This is a genomic window from Lentzea sp. NPDC051213 (genome assembly GCF_044455585.1).
Lineage (GTDB): Bacteria > Actinomycetota > Actinomycetes > Mycobacteriales > Pseudonocardiaceae > Lentzea.
The window spans coordinates 197,257-211,936 of sequence record NZ_JBITEX010000004.1 but is presented as its reverse complement, the minus strand read 5'-3'; the positions used below and the strand labels follow the sequence as shown (position 1 = coordinate 211,936).

The 14,680-nt window shown below is 68.5% G+C and carries 13 protein-coding genes and 1 tRNA gene; 4 read left to right on the top strand and 10 right to left on the bottom strand.

Going from position 1 to position 14,680, the window contains the following annotated elements; translation table 11 throughout:
* Window positions 1–4 precede the first annotated feature (4 nt).
* The 3 genes from ACIA8G_RS19185 to ACIA8G_RS19175 are packed head-to-tail and all read right to left on the bottom strand — an operon-like array spanning window position 5 to window position 2,262.
* The gene (locus ACIA8G_RS19185; protein ID WP_396419895.1) at window positions 5–1,282 is read right to left on the bottom strand and encodes a PPE domain-containing protein; all 1,278 of its coding nucleotides are present in this window, start codon (window positions 1,280–1,282) and stop codon (window positions 5–7) included.
* Between the two features lie 4 nt (window positions 1,283–1,286).
* Entirely contained in the window at window positions 1,287–1,862 is a 576-nt protein-coding gene (locus ACIA8G_RS19180) for a DUF3558 domain-containing protein (protein WP_396419894.1), read from the bottom strand.
* A gap of 16 nt (window positions 1,863–1,878) precedes the next feature.
* Window positions 1,879–2,262, bottom strand: coding sequence for a hypothetical protein (locus ACIA8G_RS19175; RefSeq protein ID WP_396419893.1), 384 nt, complete (start codon window positions 2,260–2,262; stop codon window positions 1,879–1,881).
* Between the two features lie 153 nt (window positions 2,263–2,415).
* On the opposite strand from ACIA8G_RS19175, the gene ACIA8G_RS19170 reads away from it, so the two are divergent.
* Window positions 2,416–3,243 carry a hypothetical protein gene (locus ACIA8G_RS19170; RefSeq protein ID WP_396419892.1) on the top strand — a complete coding sequence of 276 codons (828 nt, stop codon included), beginning with the start codon at window positions 2,416–2,418 and terminating at the stop codon, window positions 3,241–3,243.
* On the opposite strand, the gene ACIA8G_RS19165 is transcribed toward ACIA8G_RS19170, so the two are convergent.
* Window positions 3,225–3,866 (bottom strand): helix-turn-helix domain-containing protein, encoded by a 642-nt coding sequence (locus tag ACIA8G_RS19165; RefSeq protein WP_396419891.1) that lies wholly within the window; start codon window positions 3,864–3,866, stop codon window positions 3,225–3,227. The two genes, ACIA8G_RS19170 and ACIA8G_RS19165, sit on opposite strands and share 19 nt — an antisense overlap.
* A gap of 77 nt (window positions 3,867–3,943) precedes the next feature.
* On the opposite strand from ACIA8G_RS19165, the gene ACIA8G_RS19160 reads away from it, so the two are divergent.
* Window positions 3,944–4,870: an alginate lyase family protein gene (locus tag ACIA8G_RS19160; protein WP_396419890.1), complete on the top strand. Its 927-nt coding sequence runs from the start codon at window positions 3,944–3,946 to the stop codon at window positions 4,868–4,870.
* Window positions 4,871–4,883: 13 nt separating this feature from the next.
* On the opposite strand, the gene ACIA8G_RS19155 is transcribed toward ACIA8G_RS19160, so the two are convergent.
* The 5 genes from ACIA8G_RS19155 to ACIA8G_RS19135 form a co-directional block, all read right to left on the bottom strand.
* Entirely contained in the window at window positions 4,884–5,522 is a 639-nt protein-coding gene (locus tag ACIA8G_RS19155) for an HD domain-containing protein (RefSeq protein WP_396419889.1), read from the bottom strand.
* Between the two features lie 76 nt (window positions 5,523–5,598).
* Window positions 5,599–6,546, bottom strand: coding sequence for a GlxA family transcriptional regulator (locus ACIA8G_RS19150; protein WP_396419888.1), 948 nt, complete (start codon window positions 6,544–6,546; stop codon window positions 5,599–5,601).
* 85 nt (window positions 6,547–6,631) lie between these two features.
* Window positions 6,632–6,703 (bottom strand) — tRNA-Val (locus tag ACIA8G_RS19145).
* Window positions 6,704–6,808: 105 nt separating this feature from the next.
* A complete protein-coding gene (locus tag ACIA8G_RS19140) occupies window positions 6,809–8,194 on the bottom strand; it encodes a carbohydrate-binding protein (protein WP_396419887.1) in 1,386 nt (461 codons plus the stop codon).
* Between the two features lie 124 nt (window positions 8,195–8,318).
* Window positions 8,319–9,962 (bottom strand): bifunctional 3'-5' exonuclease/DNA polymerase, encoded by a 1,644-nt coding sequence (locus ACIA8G_RS19135; protein WP_396419886.1) that lies wholly within the window; start codon window positions 9,960–9,962, stop codon window positions 8,319–8,321.
* Between the two features lie 258 nt (window positions 9,963–10,220).
* Here ACIA8G_RS19135 and ACIA8G_RS19130 point away from each other — a divergent pair, with 258 nt between their 5' ends.
* Both ACIA8G_RS19130 and ACIA8G_RS19125 read left to right on the top strand, forming a co-directional pair.
* On the top strand, window positions 10,221–11,138 hold the full coding sequence (locus ACIA8G_RS19130; protein ID WP_396419885.1) for a methyltransferase domain-containing protein: 918 nt from the start codon (window positions 10,221–10,223) through the stop codon (window positions 11,136–11,138).
* 111 nt (window positions 11,139–11,249) lie between these two features.
* Window positions 11,250–13,730 (top strand): hypothetical protein, encoded by a 2,481-nt coding sequence (locus tag ACIA8G_RS19125; RefSeq protein WP_396419883.1) that lies wholly within the window; start codon window positions 11,250–11,252, stop codon window positions 13,728–13,730.
* Here the strand turns inward: ACIA8G_RS19125 and ACIA8G_RS19120 are convergent.
* The gene (locus ACIA8G_RS19120) at window positions 13,717–14,640 is read right to left on the bottom strand and encodes a proline dehydrogenase family protein (RefSeq protein ID WP_396419882.1); all 924 of its coding nucleotides are present in this window, start codon (window positions 14,638–14,640) and stop codon (window positions 13,717–13,719) included. The genes ACIA8G_RS19125 and ACIA8G_RS19120 overlap by 14 nt on opposite strands.
* Between the last annotated feature and the right edge of the window lie 40 nt (window positions 14,641–14,680).

The following is a 14,680-nucleotide window of genomic DNA, read 5'->3' as shown; positions in this document are numbered from 1 at the left end:
CCCCTTAACCGCCGATGACGGGCGGTGCCACCATCGTTCCGTCGCCGAAGATGTCCTCGGTCTCCTGCAGGTAGGACGCGGACTTGTGCTCCTTGTCCTCCTCGCCTTGCCCACGACCGCCACCGGCGCCCATGCCACCGGCACCAGGGGCACCACGACCACCCGCGGCACCAGCACCGGCACCGGTCGGCCCGAAGCCACCGGCACCGCCGCGGCCCTGCTCACCAACGCCGGCCGCGCCGCCGAAGCCGCTGCCCATGCCACCGGCACCGCGTGCCGCCGCGGCACCGCCGAGGCCACCAGGACCACCGCCCATGCCACCGCGACCGCCGCCGGCTCCACCGCCGCCGCCACCGCCGGGCGGACGGCCACCGGGGCCGCCGGGGCGGTTGCGCGGGTCGTTGGGGTCGAACTTGCCGCGGTTGCGCGGGTCGTTCGGGTCGTTCTTGTTCCACCCGCCACCGCCGCCGGGCGGCAGGTTCTGGTCGCCTCCGGGCAGCCGGTTGCGCCAGTCGTCGCTGCCGGGCGGCGGCGTCGGTGGCGGGAGCTTGGGGTCGACACGGGACAGGTTGGTGTCGTCACCGCCGCCCGGCGGCTTCCAGCCGGACGTGCCGGTCGTGCCGTCGTCGTTGTTGCTGAGCTGGTCGCCACCACCGGTTTTGGAAGGGTCGGCGTGCTCGGGCGGGGTGTGCTTCGTGCGGTCGACCTCGTCGATCTTCTTGTCGCCGCCTTCTTCCATGCTCGCGTCGGTGGCGGTGGGAGAGATGAAGGTCGGCATGTTGTCGGTGCTCGAAGTCACGGCAGTGCCGTACTGGTTGAACGCGCGCATGTTCGCTTCGCTGACCTTCTGGTTGTCCTTGACCGCTTCGTCGTAGTCGGTCTCCCAGAAGGCGTAGTCGTTCAGGAACGGCTTCTTAGGAACAGCCGGCGGCTGTTCCATCGCGTGAGCGGCGTTGACGTACGCATCGCCGACCGCGTCGGAGTTCGTGGCTGCGGCACTCGCAGAATCTCCGGTGACGGTCGCCCAGTTGGCCAGCGGGGAGGTGCCGCCACGGGCGGCATCGCCCGCCGAGCCCTCCCACGAAGCACCAGAGTCGCGCACGGCCTTGTTGATGAGATCAGCGACGTCGACGTGGCCAGTCGACAGGTCGCGCCAGGACTGCGCGGTCAGCGCCGTGCTCTGGCTCGGGCCTGTGCCGGCCTGGAACCACTTGTAAACAGTCTCGCCGCCCGCGAAGGGAAGCATCGCGAAGCCCGCGATGTTCGGCTCATCCCCAGGCATGTTGCTACCCCCTCAGGTTGGTGATGATCAACTGCGCGACCCGCTCGGTTTCCGGGCAAGGCTTCTTCGTCGCTCGTTCATCCGTGGCGCCGGCGATCTGCACCGTGACCGAATCGGTCTTGGAGACCTGGATCATGGTCAGGCAGTACATTCCTCCATCGGTTCCATCCGTGGAGACGACCCGCACATCGTCGATCTTCTTGTCGATGAAAACGCCGTTGGTCTTGACGCCCTCGACCCTGCTGTCGAAGTCCTTGTTCTCGGTCACGCTGACTTCGTAAGTGGAGTTCTTGATCGGGTCTTGTCCTCGCCAGGTGCATTCCGGGCCGAGCACATTGGTGCCGGCCACGCCTGCGCGGACGGAGCCGAGCGTCGTCACCTGATCGGGCTTGAGGGTGTCGCACGGCTTGCTCAGGTACTTGGCGATGCTGAGACCCGACGGCGACTCGCCGGAGGTGGGGTCGCTGCTCGTCTGTCCGGTGCCGTTCGTAGGAGCAGGGGTGGGGTTTCCGCCGGTCTGGGTGCTCGTGCACCCCGCCAGCGCACCGAAGGCGAGCACGGCGGTCAGCAGAGCGGTCATGCGCTTCAAGGTCGTGTCAGCCCTTCACAGCGGCATGCGCCGCGTCGTCGGTCTTCCGGTACTCGGCCAGAGCCTTCTCGATGTTCTTGATGGTCTGTTCCAGCGCCTTCTGGGCCTGCTCGTTCGCCCACAGGTAACCGCCGGGCTCGCCACCCGCGGTCTTGCGCATGGAGAGGGTCGCGTAGCCGCTGTACGGGTCGGGGCCTGGAGCGCCCTGGCTTTGGATCTGCTCGCTTGCCCTCCGCAAGTCCTGGAGCTCCACGAGGGCCTGCTTCAGACCGTCGATCATCTTCTGCGCCTGGTCAGGATCAACGCTGAACTTCGTCGTCCCGCCCGCAGCAGCACCCGCAGCGGCGCCGGCGGCCGCGCCGGCCTTGATCGGCACAAGTGCGTCGAACATCAGCATCCTGGCCAGCTCCCCTCAGAACTCAACACCCCTGTTAGAGGATATTCGCATAGGACCGGTTCCAAGAGTGGGTGAACGAATGAGCCGACCAGGTCACATGGCCGTTTCGTTCAAGACCCCGAGCACCCGCGAGCCTAGGTTCGAGACATGATCGAACGCGCGAGGAACTTCATCTGGCACACCGCCCGCACGCTGGAACAACGCTGGTTCGAGCATGCCTTCGACGGAGGCGCACCAGAGCACGTCGTCCAAGCCGTGCTGGCCTACCGCAACGACGACGGCGGCTACGGCTACGCCTTGGAACCCGATCATCGCGGCCCCACGAGCCAGCCGCTGCACGCCCTGCGCGCACTCCAGATGTTCGGCGAGGTCAACGCCCCCGAACACGCCGAATCGATCCTGACCTGGCTCGAGAACACCTGCCCGGACGGCACTGTCCCGTTCGGCATGTCCACCTCGAAGGACCACCCGAAAGCACCCTGGGTAGCAGCCGACGACCAGGGCGGACTCCTGCTCACCGCCCAGATCGCGGCCGCGCTCCTCGCCCTGAACATCACCCATCCGTGGCTCGCGAAGGCCACCGACTACTGCTGGCAGCAGATCGACGAGCTGCACGAAACCCACCCCTACGAGTTGCGCGCCGCGGTGATGTTCCTGGACGAGGTCCCTGATCGGGCCCGCGCCGAGCTCGCGGGGGACAAGCTCAAGCAGCTCAAGCCGAGCACCGACGGCTATGCGGATGGCGAAGGTCTCGCTCTCCACCACTACGCGGCAAAACCCGGCAGCCTCGCTCGCGGTTGGTTTACCGACGACGAATTCGACAAAGACCTTGACGAACTCCAGCAGGGTCAGCAGGAGGATGGCGGCTGGAACTTCGGCTTTCCCGCGTTCACGCCCGTCACCGAATTCGAGTGGCGCTCCATCGCGACGGTCGACGCATTGCTGACCCTCCGCCGCTACGGCCGGATCAGCTGACCGAGCGGCACACCCGCCAGCGCACGCACCTCGCGGGCCAGGTGCGCCTGGTCCGCGTAGCCGGCCTCGAAGGCCACCGACGCGAACGGCATTCCGCCCCACGCCAGGCGCATCGCCGCGTCGAACCGCAGCACCCGCTGCAGCACCTTGGGCGGGTAGCCGAACGCGTCGAGGCACCGCCGCCGCAACTGCCGCGCGCTCAGCCCGATCTCCCACGCCGCCGCGCCCACGTCGCCCGAACGCAACAGCGAAGCCGTTGCCGTCAGAGCCGGATCGACCACCACCCGCGAGGCGCAGAACGACACCATGTCGGAGAACGAGGACAGCCGCGCCGACGGCACCAGCTCCGACAACGGCACGCGCAGGTCTCGCACCGCATGCGCGGGCACCCCGAAGACCGACGGGAACGCGCCGGGCGGCAACCGCACGCCGTACAAAGTTCCCGGCGCGACCGAAGCGAGCTGGGCGTGCGTGTCCGGCCCGGCCACGAACAAGGCACCGGTCGCGGGAGCCCACATCAGGTCCGTGCAGCCGTCCGGAACCACGCGCTGCACGGTCTTCTCCACAACCGTGCGCGTCCACAGGCAGGCCAGACCGGCCGGAGCGGGACGTTCGGCGTACACGAAACCATCATCTCAGCCCCTGGCCGAACCGGCGAGCAAGCCGGAGATCACTTGCCGGCGACCGGGTAGCCACGGCGTTGATCGCCGGCACCCTGACCAGCGTTCCCGCCGCGAGCGCCGCACCTCCGGCGTTCACCCATCCCGGTGTGGTCGTGAGCCGGCCCCAGCTCGACGTCATGCGCACCAGAGTCCTCGCCGGAACCCAGCCGCAGAAACGGGCCTACGACTCGATGATGGCGTCCCGGTTCGCATCCCTGTCGTACACGCCGCATCCACGTGCGGTCGTCGACTGCGGACCGGGATCCCAGCCGAACAACGGTTGCACGGACGAACGGCAGGACGCCATCGCCGCCTACACCCACGCGCTGGCGTGGTACGTGACGCGGGATGCCCGGCACGCCACCAAGTCCATCCAGATCATGGACGCCTGGTCGGCCACGATCCGCGACCACACCAGCGACAACGCGCACCTGCAGACGGCCTGGTCGGCCTCCTCCTGGCCACGCGCGGTGGAGATCATCAAGCACGTCCACGGCAACTGGCCGAACGCGGGCCGGTTCGGCACCATGCTGCGCAACGTCTACTACGCCGAGATCCAGGGCAGTGATCCCCGCACGGGCAACTGGGAGCTGAGCATCGCCGAGGCGATCATGGGCATCGGCGTCTTCCTGGACGACAAGGCCATCTACGACCGCGGTGTCTCGCTGTACCGCGCCAGGGTGCCGGCGTTCATCTACCTGAATTCCGACGGTCCGCTGCCCAAGACCGTGCCCAGCAACAACCTCAACACCCGTGACAAGATCATTCGCTTCTGGCACAACCGGTCCACGTTCGTCAGCGGACTGACCCAGGAGACCTGCCGCGACTTCGTCCACACCGGCTACGGCCTGTCCAGCATCTCGCACGTGGCCGAGACGTCCCGGATCCAGGGTGTCGTGGGAGACGCTGACCCACGGGGACAACCCGGCCTAGCCGGGGCGAGTGGAACGGCCCGTCCGCGGTGACGGGCCGTTCCTTCTACTCCGGCCAGGCACTGCCCTGAATGACGTCCACGAAGTTCGTCCGCGTGAAGTCCGGGTCGAAGTGCGCGAGCACGTCGGCGTTCATCGTCCCGAACGTGGTGCCCGGCCGGTCCGCCATGCCGTCGTAGAACGCCTTCAGGATCCGGTTCTTGAAGTCCGGCCGCGGATGCGCCGCCACGACCTCCGCCCGTTGTTGCGCGGTGAGTTCGTCCAGGCCGATGCCGAGCACGTCGGTCTTCACGCCCAGCGCCACCGCGGCCACCTCCGGTGCGAGGTGCAGCGGCACCTCCGGGGTCGTGTGCAGCGCGATCGCCAGCCACACGGTGCGCGCCTCCTCCTCGGAACGCCCGTGCTCCAGCAGGAACGTCCGCGCGGCCTCCGCGCCGTCGATCTCGAACCGCAGGGTCTTCGACGCGTAGTAGCTCGTCAGCCCCAGGTCGTGGAACAGGCCGCCCACGTAGGCGAGCTCCGGATCGACCTCCAGCCCCCGTGCCGCGGCCTTCAACGACCCCCACAGGAACACCCGCCGCGAGTGGTGGAACAACGTGTCATCCGTGACCTTCCGCACGAGCGACGTCGCCGCTCGCGCGAGTTCGGTGTCCGGAATCTCCACACCCGCAATGACCTCGGTCATCAGAAACCTCCATGCCGCAAGCGATGTGGTGTCCATCCTTTGTGCACAGAGGCCGCGCGCCCACCGCCGAAACCGACTACCCGCCCACAGATGTGGACACGAAGCGCGCCCGGTACTGGCTGGGCGAGACGCCGAACCGCGCCACGAACACCCGCCGCATCGTCTCGGAGCTCCCGAACCCGACCAGCCGCGCGGTCTGCGCCACCCCGTGCCCCGCGTCGAGCAGCGCCTTGGCGTGATCCAGCCTGACCTGCTCCACGTACCGAGCCGGAGTGGTGTCGAGCTCGGTGGCGAACAACCGCGCGAGGTGCCGCGCGCTGACCCCCGCCCGTGCCGCCATCGTGCGCGCGCTGTGGTCGAGCGCGGGCTGCGCCGACACCAGATCGGCGACCTCGCGCAACGCGGGCGTGCTCGGCCGCCGCACCTGCAGCGGCGCCGAGAACTGCGACTGCCCGCCCGGCCGCTGCATGAACATCACCAGCCGGCGCGCGACCGTCCGCGCGAGGTCGGCCCCGTGGTCCTGCTCGACCAGCGCGAGCGCGAGATCCATCCCCGCCGACACCCCCGCGGACGTGAACACGCCGTCGTCCTCGACGAACAACGCGTCTTCCAGCACCTCGACGTCGGGGTAGGCGCGGGCCAGCCGTGCCGCCTGCCGCCAGTGCGTGGTGGCTTTGCGCCCGGCCAGCACCCCGGCCGCGGCCAGCGCGAACGACCCGGTGCAGATCGACACCAGCCGCCGGGTGCGGCCGCGCAGCTTCCGGATCGCGGCGACCAGGTCCTCCGGTACCGGATGAGTGACCAGCACGTCTCCGCCCGACACCACGACCGTGTCCGCTTCGGTCACGTTGTCGGGGGTGCCGTCGACCGGTAGCCGGATTCCCACCGAGGTCATGACCGGGTTCCCGGACGGCGAGACGTAGCTGATCGTGTAGTCCGCACCGACCAGGCCAGCCTCCGCGAACACCTCGGCGGGGCCCATCACGTCCAGCATCTTCATCCCGTCGAACAGGACGAAGACCACCCTCCGGCCACTTTCCACACCGCGGAGCATGGCAGAACACAACGAAACGGCCCGTCGGCGGTGATCGCCGACGGGCCGTTTCGAATGGACGATACAGGGATTGAACCTGTGACCCCTACCGTGTCAAGGTAGTGCTCTCCCGCTGAGCTAATCGTCCGTGCAGGACGACTTTATCCGACCCGGTCACCGGGGGCCAAATCATCGTGAGGCTCTGGAGTGGCCGGGGTGCGCAGGCCGATGCCGTCCACACCCCGGCCACGTGTCAGAGGCCGAACTTCACCCAGTTCACGCTCGCGTACGCGGCCGGCTGGCCACTCGTGAACGTCACGTACACGTCATGCGTCCCGCTGATGTTCGAGATGTTGGCGGGCACGGTTCTCCAGGCATCCCAGCCACCCGTGTTGCCCACCGCGAACGACCCGACCGGAGCCGCTGTGCGCGAGCCCAGCCGCACTTCGACCAGGCCGCTCACCCCGCCACCGGCACCCGACGCCACGCGGGCGTAGAACTGCCGGGCCGGACCGGTGCCGAAGTTGACGCCGGAGAACTTCAGGTAGCCACCGTTCCCGATCTGATGCACTCCCGAGCCGCCTTCAGCAGGCGCCACGGAGCCACCGGACCTCTCGGACGCGCTCTCCGCCTGCAGCTCGTTGTAGGCCGAGCCACCGCCGCCCGGAGGGTTGGACGTCGTCGTGGTGGTGGGCGGGGGAGTGGTGGGTCCACCGCCAGCCGTGTAGACGGCCACGTAGTCCACGACAAGGGAATGCCCGGACTGAGTGGCCGCGACAGGGGTCGGCTGGCCGTTGTTCAGCGCGTCCGGGAACGCGCCGCCGATCGCGAGGTTCAGCAGGACGAAGTAGCCCGCGTGCGACGTCATCTGGTTCCAGACGGTCGTCCCGACCCGCGCTTGCGTCACCTGGTGGTACGACTGGCCGTCGACGAACCAGGTGAACGTCTTCGCCGCGTCGTCCCACTCGAATCGGTACGTGTGGAACGCGGACTGGCAGGACGCGCCGGGGCACACCCGCGAGTTGCCGATGCCGGTGAACTCACCGCACGCACCGCCGGGTGCGACGTCGCAGTGCAGCACGCCCCAGACCGAGTTGATGCCGTTGACGTTCTCCATGATGTCGAACTCGCCGATGCCCGGCCAGTTCCAGTAGTTGCCGCGGAACGGTGAGCCGAGCGCCCAGAACGCGGGCCAGTAGCCCAGCGCGGCCTGGCCGGTGACGTTCGGCATCTGGATGCGGCCCTCGATGGCGAGCTTGCCGCCCGGCGCGGGTTTGAAGTTCGCGCGCTGGGTCTCGATGCGGGACGACGTCCAGTTGCCTGCGCCGTCCTTCAGCGCCGTGATGCGCAGGTTGCCGGCGCCGTCGAGTTTGATGTTGTTCGTGCTGTTCGTGTAGTTCTGGATCTCTCCGGTACCCCAGTTGACAGGGCCGCCGGGATAGGCGTGACCGAGGTCGAAGATCCAGTTGGAGCTGGACGGCAACGACCCGTTCGAGCCGTTGAAGTCATCACCCCACACCTGCGTCCATCCCGGTGCAGGGGGTGGGATCGAGGCGTTGGCGGACATGGCAGCGATCGCCAGGGGTACCGCGGCAATAAGAGCTGTCGTGGCCGCGAGGATGCGGCGGCGTTGCCTCATGCGCGAGTGACCTCCTTGTCACGGGTGCAGTCCATTTATGAGAGCGCTCTCACGGTGCAAGAACAAGCGCCCATATGGAGCAACGACCGTGAACGGTGCAGGTGGAGCGACGTCTCGTGTGGACTTATTTGGCATCCGCATAGCACGCGACCGGCACCGCCTGCATGGGAAAACGCACGGAGGTCTCGCCGAACAGCAACCTCGTGGCCTCCCGCCCGGCCTCGGCGATCGCCTCGATCACGGCGTCGGCGTCCGCTCGCGGGCAGTGCACGAGCACCTCGTCGTGCTGGAAGAACACCAGCTGGGCAGCCGCGGGCAGCCGGGTGCGCAGCACGCCGAGCAACGCCGCCGTCCAGTCCGCCGCGCTGCCCTGCACCACGAAGTTGCGGGTGAACCGCCCCCAGTTGCGCGCCGCCTGCCGCGACGAGCTGGACACGTCGCCCGAGTCGTTGGCGCCCTCGGTCAGCTCGCGCCACGCCTCCGACGGCGCTGGCGAGGTGCGGCCGAGCCGGGTGCGCACCATCCGCCCCTGCTCGCCCGCCAGCGCGGCCGCCTCGACGTAGCCGACGGCTTGCGGGAATCTCTTGCGCAGCACGGCAAGCAGCGGGCCGGCCTCACCGGACGTGCCGCCGTACATCGCCGACAGCATCGCGATCTTCGCCCGTGGCCGCTCGCCCTTGAACGAGTCCTCCGCCAGCGCCGCGTACAGGTCGTCGTCCCCGCAGACCTCGATCAGCCGTGCGTCACCGGACAGCGCGGCCAGAATCCGCGGTTCGAGCTGCGAGGCGTCGGCCGCCACCAGGCACCAGCCGTCGTCCGCGAGCACGGCCTGCCGCATCAGCCGGGGAATCTGCAACGCCGCACCACCCCGTGACGCCCAACGGCCGGACACCACACCACCGACGACGTAGTCCGGCCGGAACCGCCCGTCCTGCACCCACGTGTCGAGCCACGTCCAGCCGTGCGCCACCCACAGCCGTGCGCGCTCCTTGTACTCCAGCAACGGCTCGACCGCGGGATGATCGATCTTCTTCAACACCCACCGCCGCGCCGAGGACACCTCGATGCCCTCCCGCGCGAACGCCCGCACGATGCTGGCCGGCGCATCCGGGTTCACCTCCCTGCCGCCGAAGGCGTCCCGGATCTGATCGGCCAAAGCCTGCAACAGTTTCGGCCGCACACCGGGTGCCGTCCGCGGCCCGAGCACCTCCTCGAGGATCGCGTTGTGCACGTCCGCCCGCCACGGCAACCCGTGGAACGTCATCTCCGCGGCCACCAACGCTGACGCGGACTCGGCCGCGATCAGCAGTCCCAGTGCCGGATTCCGTTGCTGTGCCTGGAAAACCAGCGACAACCCGGTCAACGCGTCCGTGTCGCCCGGCAACGACACCGGCTCCGGCTCGAACAGCATCAGCGCGACGTCCTTCTTGCGCGGCCCCAGATCTGCCGGTGCGGGCAGGTTCAGGACCCGCGCCAGCGCCGCGGGAAACTCGCGGGGCTCCCGGTGCCTGCCCTCGGCGCCGAGCAGCAACGCCTCGGTCAGGTGCACGTCCCAGCACCGGTCTACCCGCACGCCGGCGGCCAGCAGTTCCGGGTAGATCTCGGCGGTGTCCGCCCACACCCAGCGCGGATTGTGGGCACGTTCGAGTGAGGCGACGGCGGAGGCGATGGAAGAGGCTGTCATGGCGGGACCGGCGGGCGTCCCGTCGTCGTGCAGCTTCTGCCACCTGCCGGAACCGTCCGCTTCGAGGACCAGGGCGACCAGCACTCCCTGATTGTGCAGCGGGGGTCTGACAGTTTTGGTCGAGCCGACCCGCGGTACCGGTTCCGCGAGCGTCTTCCCTGCCCGATCCCGGCGCAGGTAATACCGGGAAAACTCCCGGCAACAGCGGGAAACGTTTTCATTCCACGTCATTCCGAGGGATTTCTACGAGTTCACCCGGAAGGTCGGCACGGAAGGGCAATACCTAGTGAGAGCGATGCCACCGTGTCGAACCTAAGGAACGCTCACCTCGGGAGAGCTCTCATGACCAACGGCAACGCGACGACCGGGCTGCGAGACCTCAACGTCGGCGCGCCCGGCGCTGACCAGATCAAAGGTGCCGTCTCCGCGGTCTACGACGACGTGGCGTCGTGGTCGCGGACAGGCGACTTCTGGAACTGGGGCATGCACGACCAGGAAATGCTGAACGAACTCAACCGCCTGCGCCCCGGATTCAACGCGGGCGTGAGCGACGGTTTCTCTGAACAGCTCTACTACCAAACCCTGCGCGGGTTGCCCTACAGCAAGGAGGAATTCAAGACCCTCAAGGTGCTGGAGGTCGGCTGCGGCATGGGCGAGGGTCTCAACTTCCTCACCCGCCTCGTCGACCCGGCCCGCGCGGTCGGGCTCGACATCTCCGGGGCGGCCATCCGCAGGGCCAACGCGCTCCTCGCCCGCGGCGACCGGCTCGCCTACGTCGAGGGCGACGCCGAGAAGCTGCCCTTCGAGGACGGCGAGTTCGACCTCGTCATCAACGTCGAGAGCTCGCACAACTACCCGGACGTCGACCTCTTCTTCCACGAGGTGGCACGGGTGCTCAAGCCCGGCGGCCACTTCTCGCACATCGACGTCTTCGACCCCGCCTCGTACGTGCGGTTCACCAAGCTCCAGCAGGAGATCGCCGACTTCGAGTGGTTCCACGAGCGCGACGTCACGGAGAACGTGAAGAGCTCGATCCGCCAGCGCATGGCGCCGGGCAGCTTCTTCCGCAAGGAGTACGCCCGCAAGCAGATGCCGCTCAGGGCGCGGATCATCGGCGGGATCGGCGGTTCGCACTATGCCGGCGCGGACTTCATCGGACACAGGGACGCCCTGGCGAAGGTGCTGGAGTTCGCCCGCATCCGGACCAGGTCCGTCGCCGAATACGAGAGCTACCGTCACCACCTAGCGCGTCGCGGTTAGTAGTGGGAGCTTCTCCAAGCCAGTCAGCAAAGGAGTGAAGGAGAAACGGGAAGTCTCCACGATGGTGTGGTCTTGCTGTCCCTCGCCTGACCTGCGGCCGACTATGAAGCCGTGGACCGAGCACTCAGCGTCGCCGCATTGCTGGATCCCACCCACCAGGTGGTCCCCTTTCACGGCAGAGAATCCGAACTGCACGCCCTCACGCTCTGGCGTGACAGCCCGGCGCCACAAGCGTCTCTGCTGTTGCACGCCCCGGCAGGCGCGGGCAAGACCAGGCTGCTCCAGCACTTCGGGGAGCAGTGGGACGAACAGGCGGGCGGCAGGCTGCTGCTGATCGACGACGCCGATCGCCTCACCTGGAACGACATCTTCCTGCAGCTGCAGGAAACGCTCCGGCACGGTCCGGCGCGCACGCGGGTGTTGCTGGCGTCGAGGACCACCGGCTGGTGGTGGTCCTCGACCCGGCAGCGCATCGCGGACTTCGACCACGAGGTCGGCGACCTGGCGCTCGCCCCCACGGTCGAGGACCGCGCCGAGTCGTTCCGCCTGGCCTGCCGGCACTTCGCCCAGCAGCTCAACGTCACGGCACCGGACGAACCGCCGCCCAACATCGCCAGGGAAACGGTCCTCGACCTGCACATGGCTGCGCTGACGGCGGTGCACGGCGACCCGTGCGACGTGAACCGCACCCAGCTCGTCCGCCAGCTCCTCAAGCGCGACGACGGACCCGCACAGGGCCGGATCGCCGAGGACTACCTCGCCGTCGCCTCCCCGGACACCCCGGACCCCGACCTGCTGGCCCGTGCCGCGCAGAGGTGGCCGCACCTGCACGCCAAGCTCGACGAACTCGTCGACGCCGACCCGGCGATCGCGCTCGGCCTGGCCCAGGACAGCCTGCGCATCGCCGCTGAGATCGGTTCCCCGAGAACCGTCGACCACCTCGCCCGCCAGGTGTTCCGCGACGAGCGGTTCGCCACCGAGCCGGTGCCGGCCACGCTCACGAAACGCCTCGTCAGCCGCGCCCACGACACCCTCGAACGCGCCGAGATGTACGGGATGCTCAGCGCTCGCTCGGCGTTGTGCGGCCTACGCGAGGAAGCGGTCGACGCCTCGCAGCAGGAGGTCGAGTACTACCGCGAGCTGGTGCGCCAGGACGGCGAGAACCGGCCGTTGCTCGCGGATGCCCTGGAAGACCTGGGTTTGCGGCTCCTCGCCGTGCACCGCACCGCGGAGGTGCTGGAGGTGTCGGAGGAGGCGATCCGGCTCTGGCACGAGATCGCGCTCGACGACCCGGAGACCACGCCGCACCTGGCCGCCGCGCTGGAGCAGGTCAGCTACCGCTACCAGGCGCTCGGCATGCCGCAGGAGTCGATGGACGCCATCAGCCGCGCGACGCTGATGTACCAGGAGCTCGCGAAGATGCACCCGGCGCTGTTCCGCGTCGACTTCGCCAGGGTCGCGGCCACGGTGGCGCGCCGATTCCACGCGCAGGGCGAGAACTCGCAGGCCGCCGACTCGATGCAGCTCTCGATCGCGAACTGGCGCGTGCTCGCCAAGGAGGACCCGCGCTACGAACCGGAACTGGCCCGCAACCTCGCCGAGGCCGGCACCATGCTCGTCGAGCTGCGCCGGGCGGAGGCGGCGAGCGAGACCCTGAAGGAGTCCGTCGACGTCTTCCGCCGGCTCGCCGTCGTGAACCCGCAGACGTTCCGGGCCGAGCTCGCGGACGCGTTGATGCGGCACAGCCAGGCGTTGCGGGAGCTGGCCGCGGATCCGGACGCCAAGCTCACCGCGCAGGAAGCCGTGATGCTCTGGCGGGAGACCGGTGACCAGAAGGGGCTCGGCACGGCGTTGCTCAACGTCGTCAGGGTCGCCTTCGACTTCGACGCCGAACTGGTCGCCGCGCGGGAAGCCGTTGAGGTGTACCGGGAACTGGCCGCCGAGAACGCGGTCTGGCACCAGGTCGACCTCGCGATCGCCCTGGCCACCCTGACCGAGCAGCACCTGATCCAGGACCAGATCGACGAGGCGCTCAAGACCACCGACGAGGTCTTCGGCATCGTCCGCCGCCTGACGTCGCAGCTCGTCGACTTCTTCGGCGCCAAGCTCGCCGTCGCCCTGCAACCCATGGCGACCGCACTGTCCGAAATGGAGTATCACGACCTGGCGCTGGAGGCGTCCGAACTGATGCTCGACATCTGGCGCGCGCTCAAGGACAAGACGCCATCGGCGACGGGCGCCTACATCGGTGCCGTCCAGCAGCACGCGTGCAAACTCCGTGGCGCGCAACGGCACGAGGAAGCCAGGGACGTCGCGCACACGGCCGTGGTCCTCTGGCACATGACCGGCAAGGACCTGGAACGGGAGCGGGGCTACGCCGACTCGCTCACGGTCTACGGACGGCTGTGCGCGGAGACCAAGCACGAGCTGGACAGGGCGCTCCAGCTCACCCACCAGGCGGTGCGGATCATGCGCGAGTCCGGTGACGCGGTGAAGCTGGAGTTCGCCCTGGAAACGGTCGAGGCGATCATCGACGCGTTCGACGACCGCCTCGAAGCCGAGAAAGCGGAGAAGGCGCTCAGCTGGTCGTGAGCAGCGACCGCACGAAGAACGCGACGTTGGCCGGACGCTCGGCCAGGCGGCGCATGAAGTAGCCGTACCACTCGTCGCCGTACGGCAGGTAGACGCGCATGCGGTTGCCTTCGGCGGCGATGCGGCGCTGCTCCTCGGGCCGGATGCCGTACAGCATCTGGAACTCGTAGGAGTCCTTCGAGCGAGCCGAGGCCAGGTCGGCGGCGATCGCGATCAGGCGCGGGTCGTGCGAGGCCACCATCGGGTAGCCCTGACCCTCCATCAGCACCTTGAGGCAGCGCACGTAGGACAGGTCGACGTCGTGCTTGTCCTGGAACGCAACGGAAGCAGGCTCCTGGTACGCGCCCTTGCACAGCCGCACCCGCGAACCGGAGTACGCGAGGTCCCGGCAGTCCTGCTCAGTCCTGCGAAGGTAGGCCTGCAGCACCGCGCCGACCCACGGGAAGTCCACCCGCAGCTCACGCAGGATGCCCAGCGTGGAGTCGGTGGTGGTGTGGTCCTCCATGTCCAGCGTCACGGTCGTGCCGACGACCGCGGCGGCCGAGCAGATGCGCCGCGCGTTCTCCAGCGCGATCTTCTCGCCGTCGATCGCCAGCGACTGGCCGACCGCGGACAGCTTGACCGACACCTCGGCACCCTCGGTGAGCCCGAACGCGTCCAGCCGCGACAGCAGCGTCAGATACGCCTCGACGGTCGCGTTGGCCTGCGACTCCTCGTAGGTGTCCTCGCCGAGGTGGTCCAGCGTCACCAGACGCCCGTCGCCGAGCACCTCCGCGGTCGCGCGGATCGCCGCGTCGACGTCGTCACCGGCGACGAACCGCTCGACGACGGGCCGGGTCAGCGGCGTCGACTCGACGAGCTTCCGCGCCCCCACACTCCGGGACGCCGCCAACAGACTGGATCGCAACATTCTTCACGTCCTTCGGGTGCGGTCCATGAGGGTGACCTTC

Coding starts and splice junctions, on each gene's coding strand:
- ACIA8G_RS19185 (WP_396419895.1), bottom strand. CDS start 1,282: ATGCCTGGGGATGAGCCGAACATCGCGGGCTTCGCGATGCTTCCCTTC.
- ACIA8G_RS19180 (WP_396419894.1), bottom strand. CDS start 1,862: ATGACCGCTCTGCTGACCGCCGTGCTCGCCTTCGGTGCGCTGGCGGGG.
- ACIA8G_RS19175 (WP_396419893.1), bottom strand. CDS start 2,262: ATGTTCGACGCACTTGTGCCGATCAAGGCCGGCGCGGCCGCCGGCGCC.
- ACIA8G_RS19170 (WP_396419892.1), top strand. CDS start 2,416: ATGATCGAACGCGCGAGGAACTTCATCTGGCACACCGCCCGCACGCTG.
- ACIA8G_RS19155 (WP_396419889.1), bottom strand. CDS start 5,522: ATGACCGAGGTCATTGCGGGTGTGGAGATTCCGGACACCGAACTCGCG.
- ACIA8G_RS19140 (WP_396419887.1), bottom strand. CDS start 8,194: ATGAGGCAACGCCGCCGCATCCTCGCGGCCACGACAGCTCTTATTGCC.
- ACIA8G_RS19130 (WP_396419885.1), top strand. CDS start 10,221: ATGACCAACGGCAACGCGACGACCGGGCTGCGAGACCTCAACGTCGGC.
- ACIA8G_RS19120 (WP_396419882.1), bottom strand. CDS start 14,640: ATGTTGCGATCCAGTCTGTTGGCGGCGTCCCGGAGTGTGGGGGCGCGG.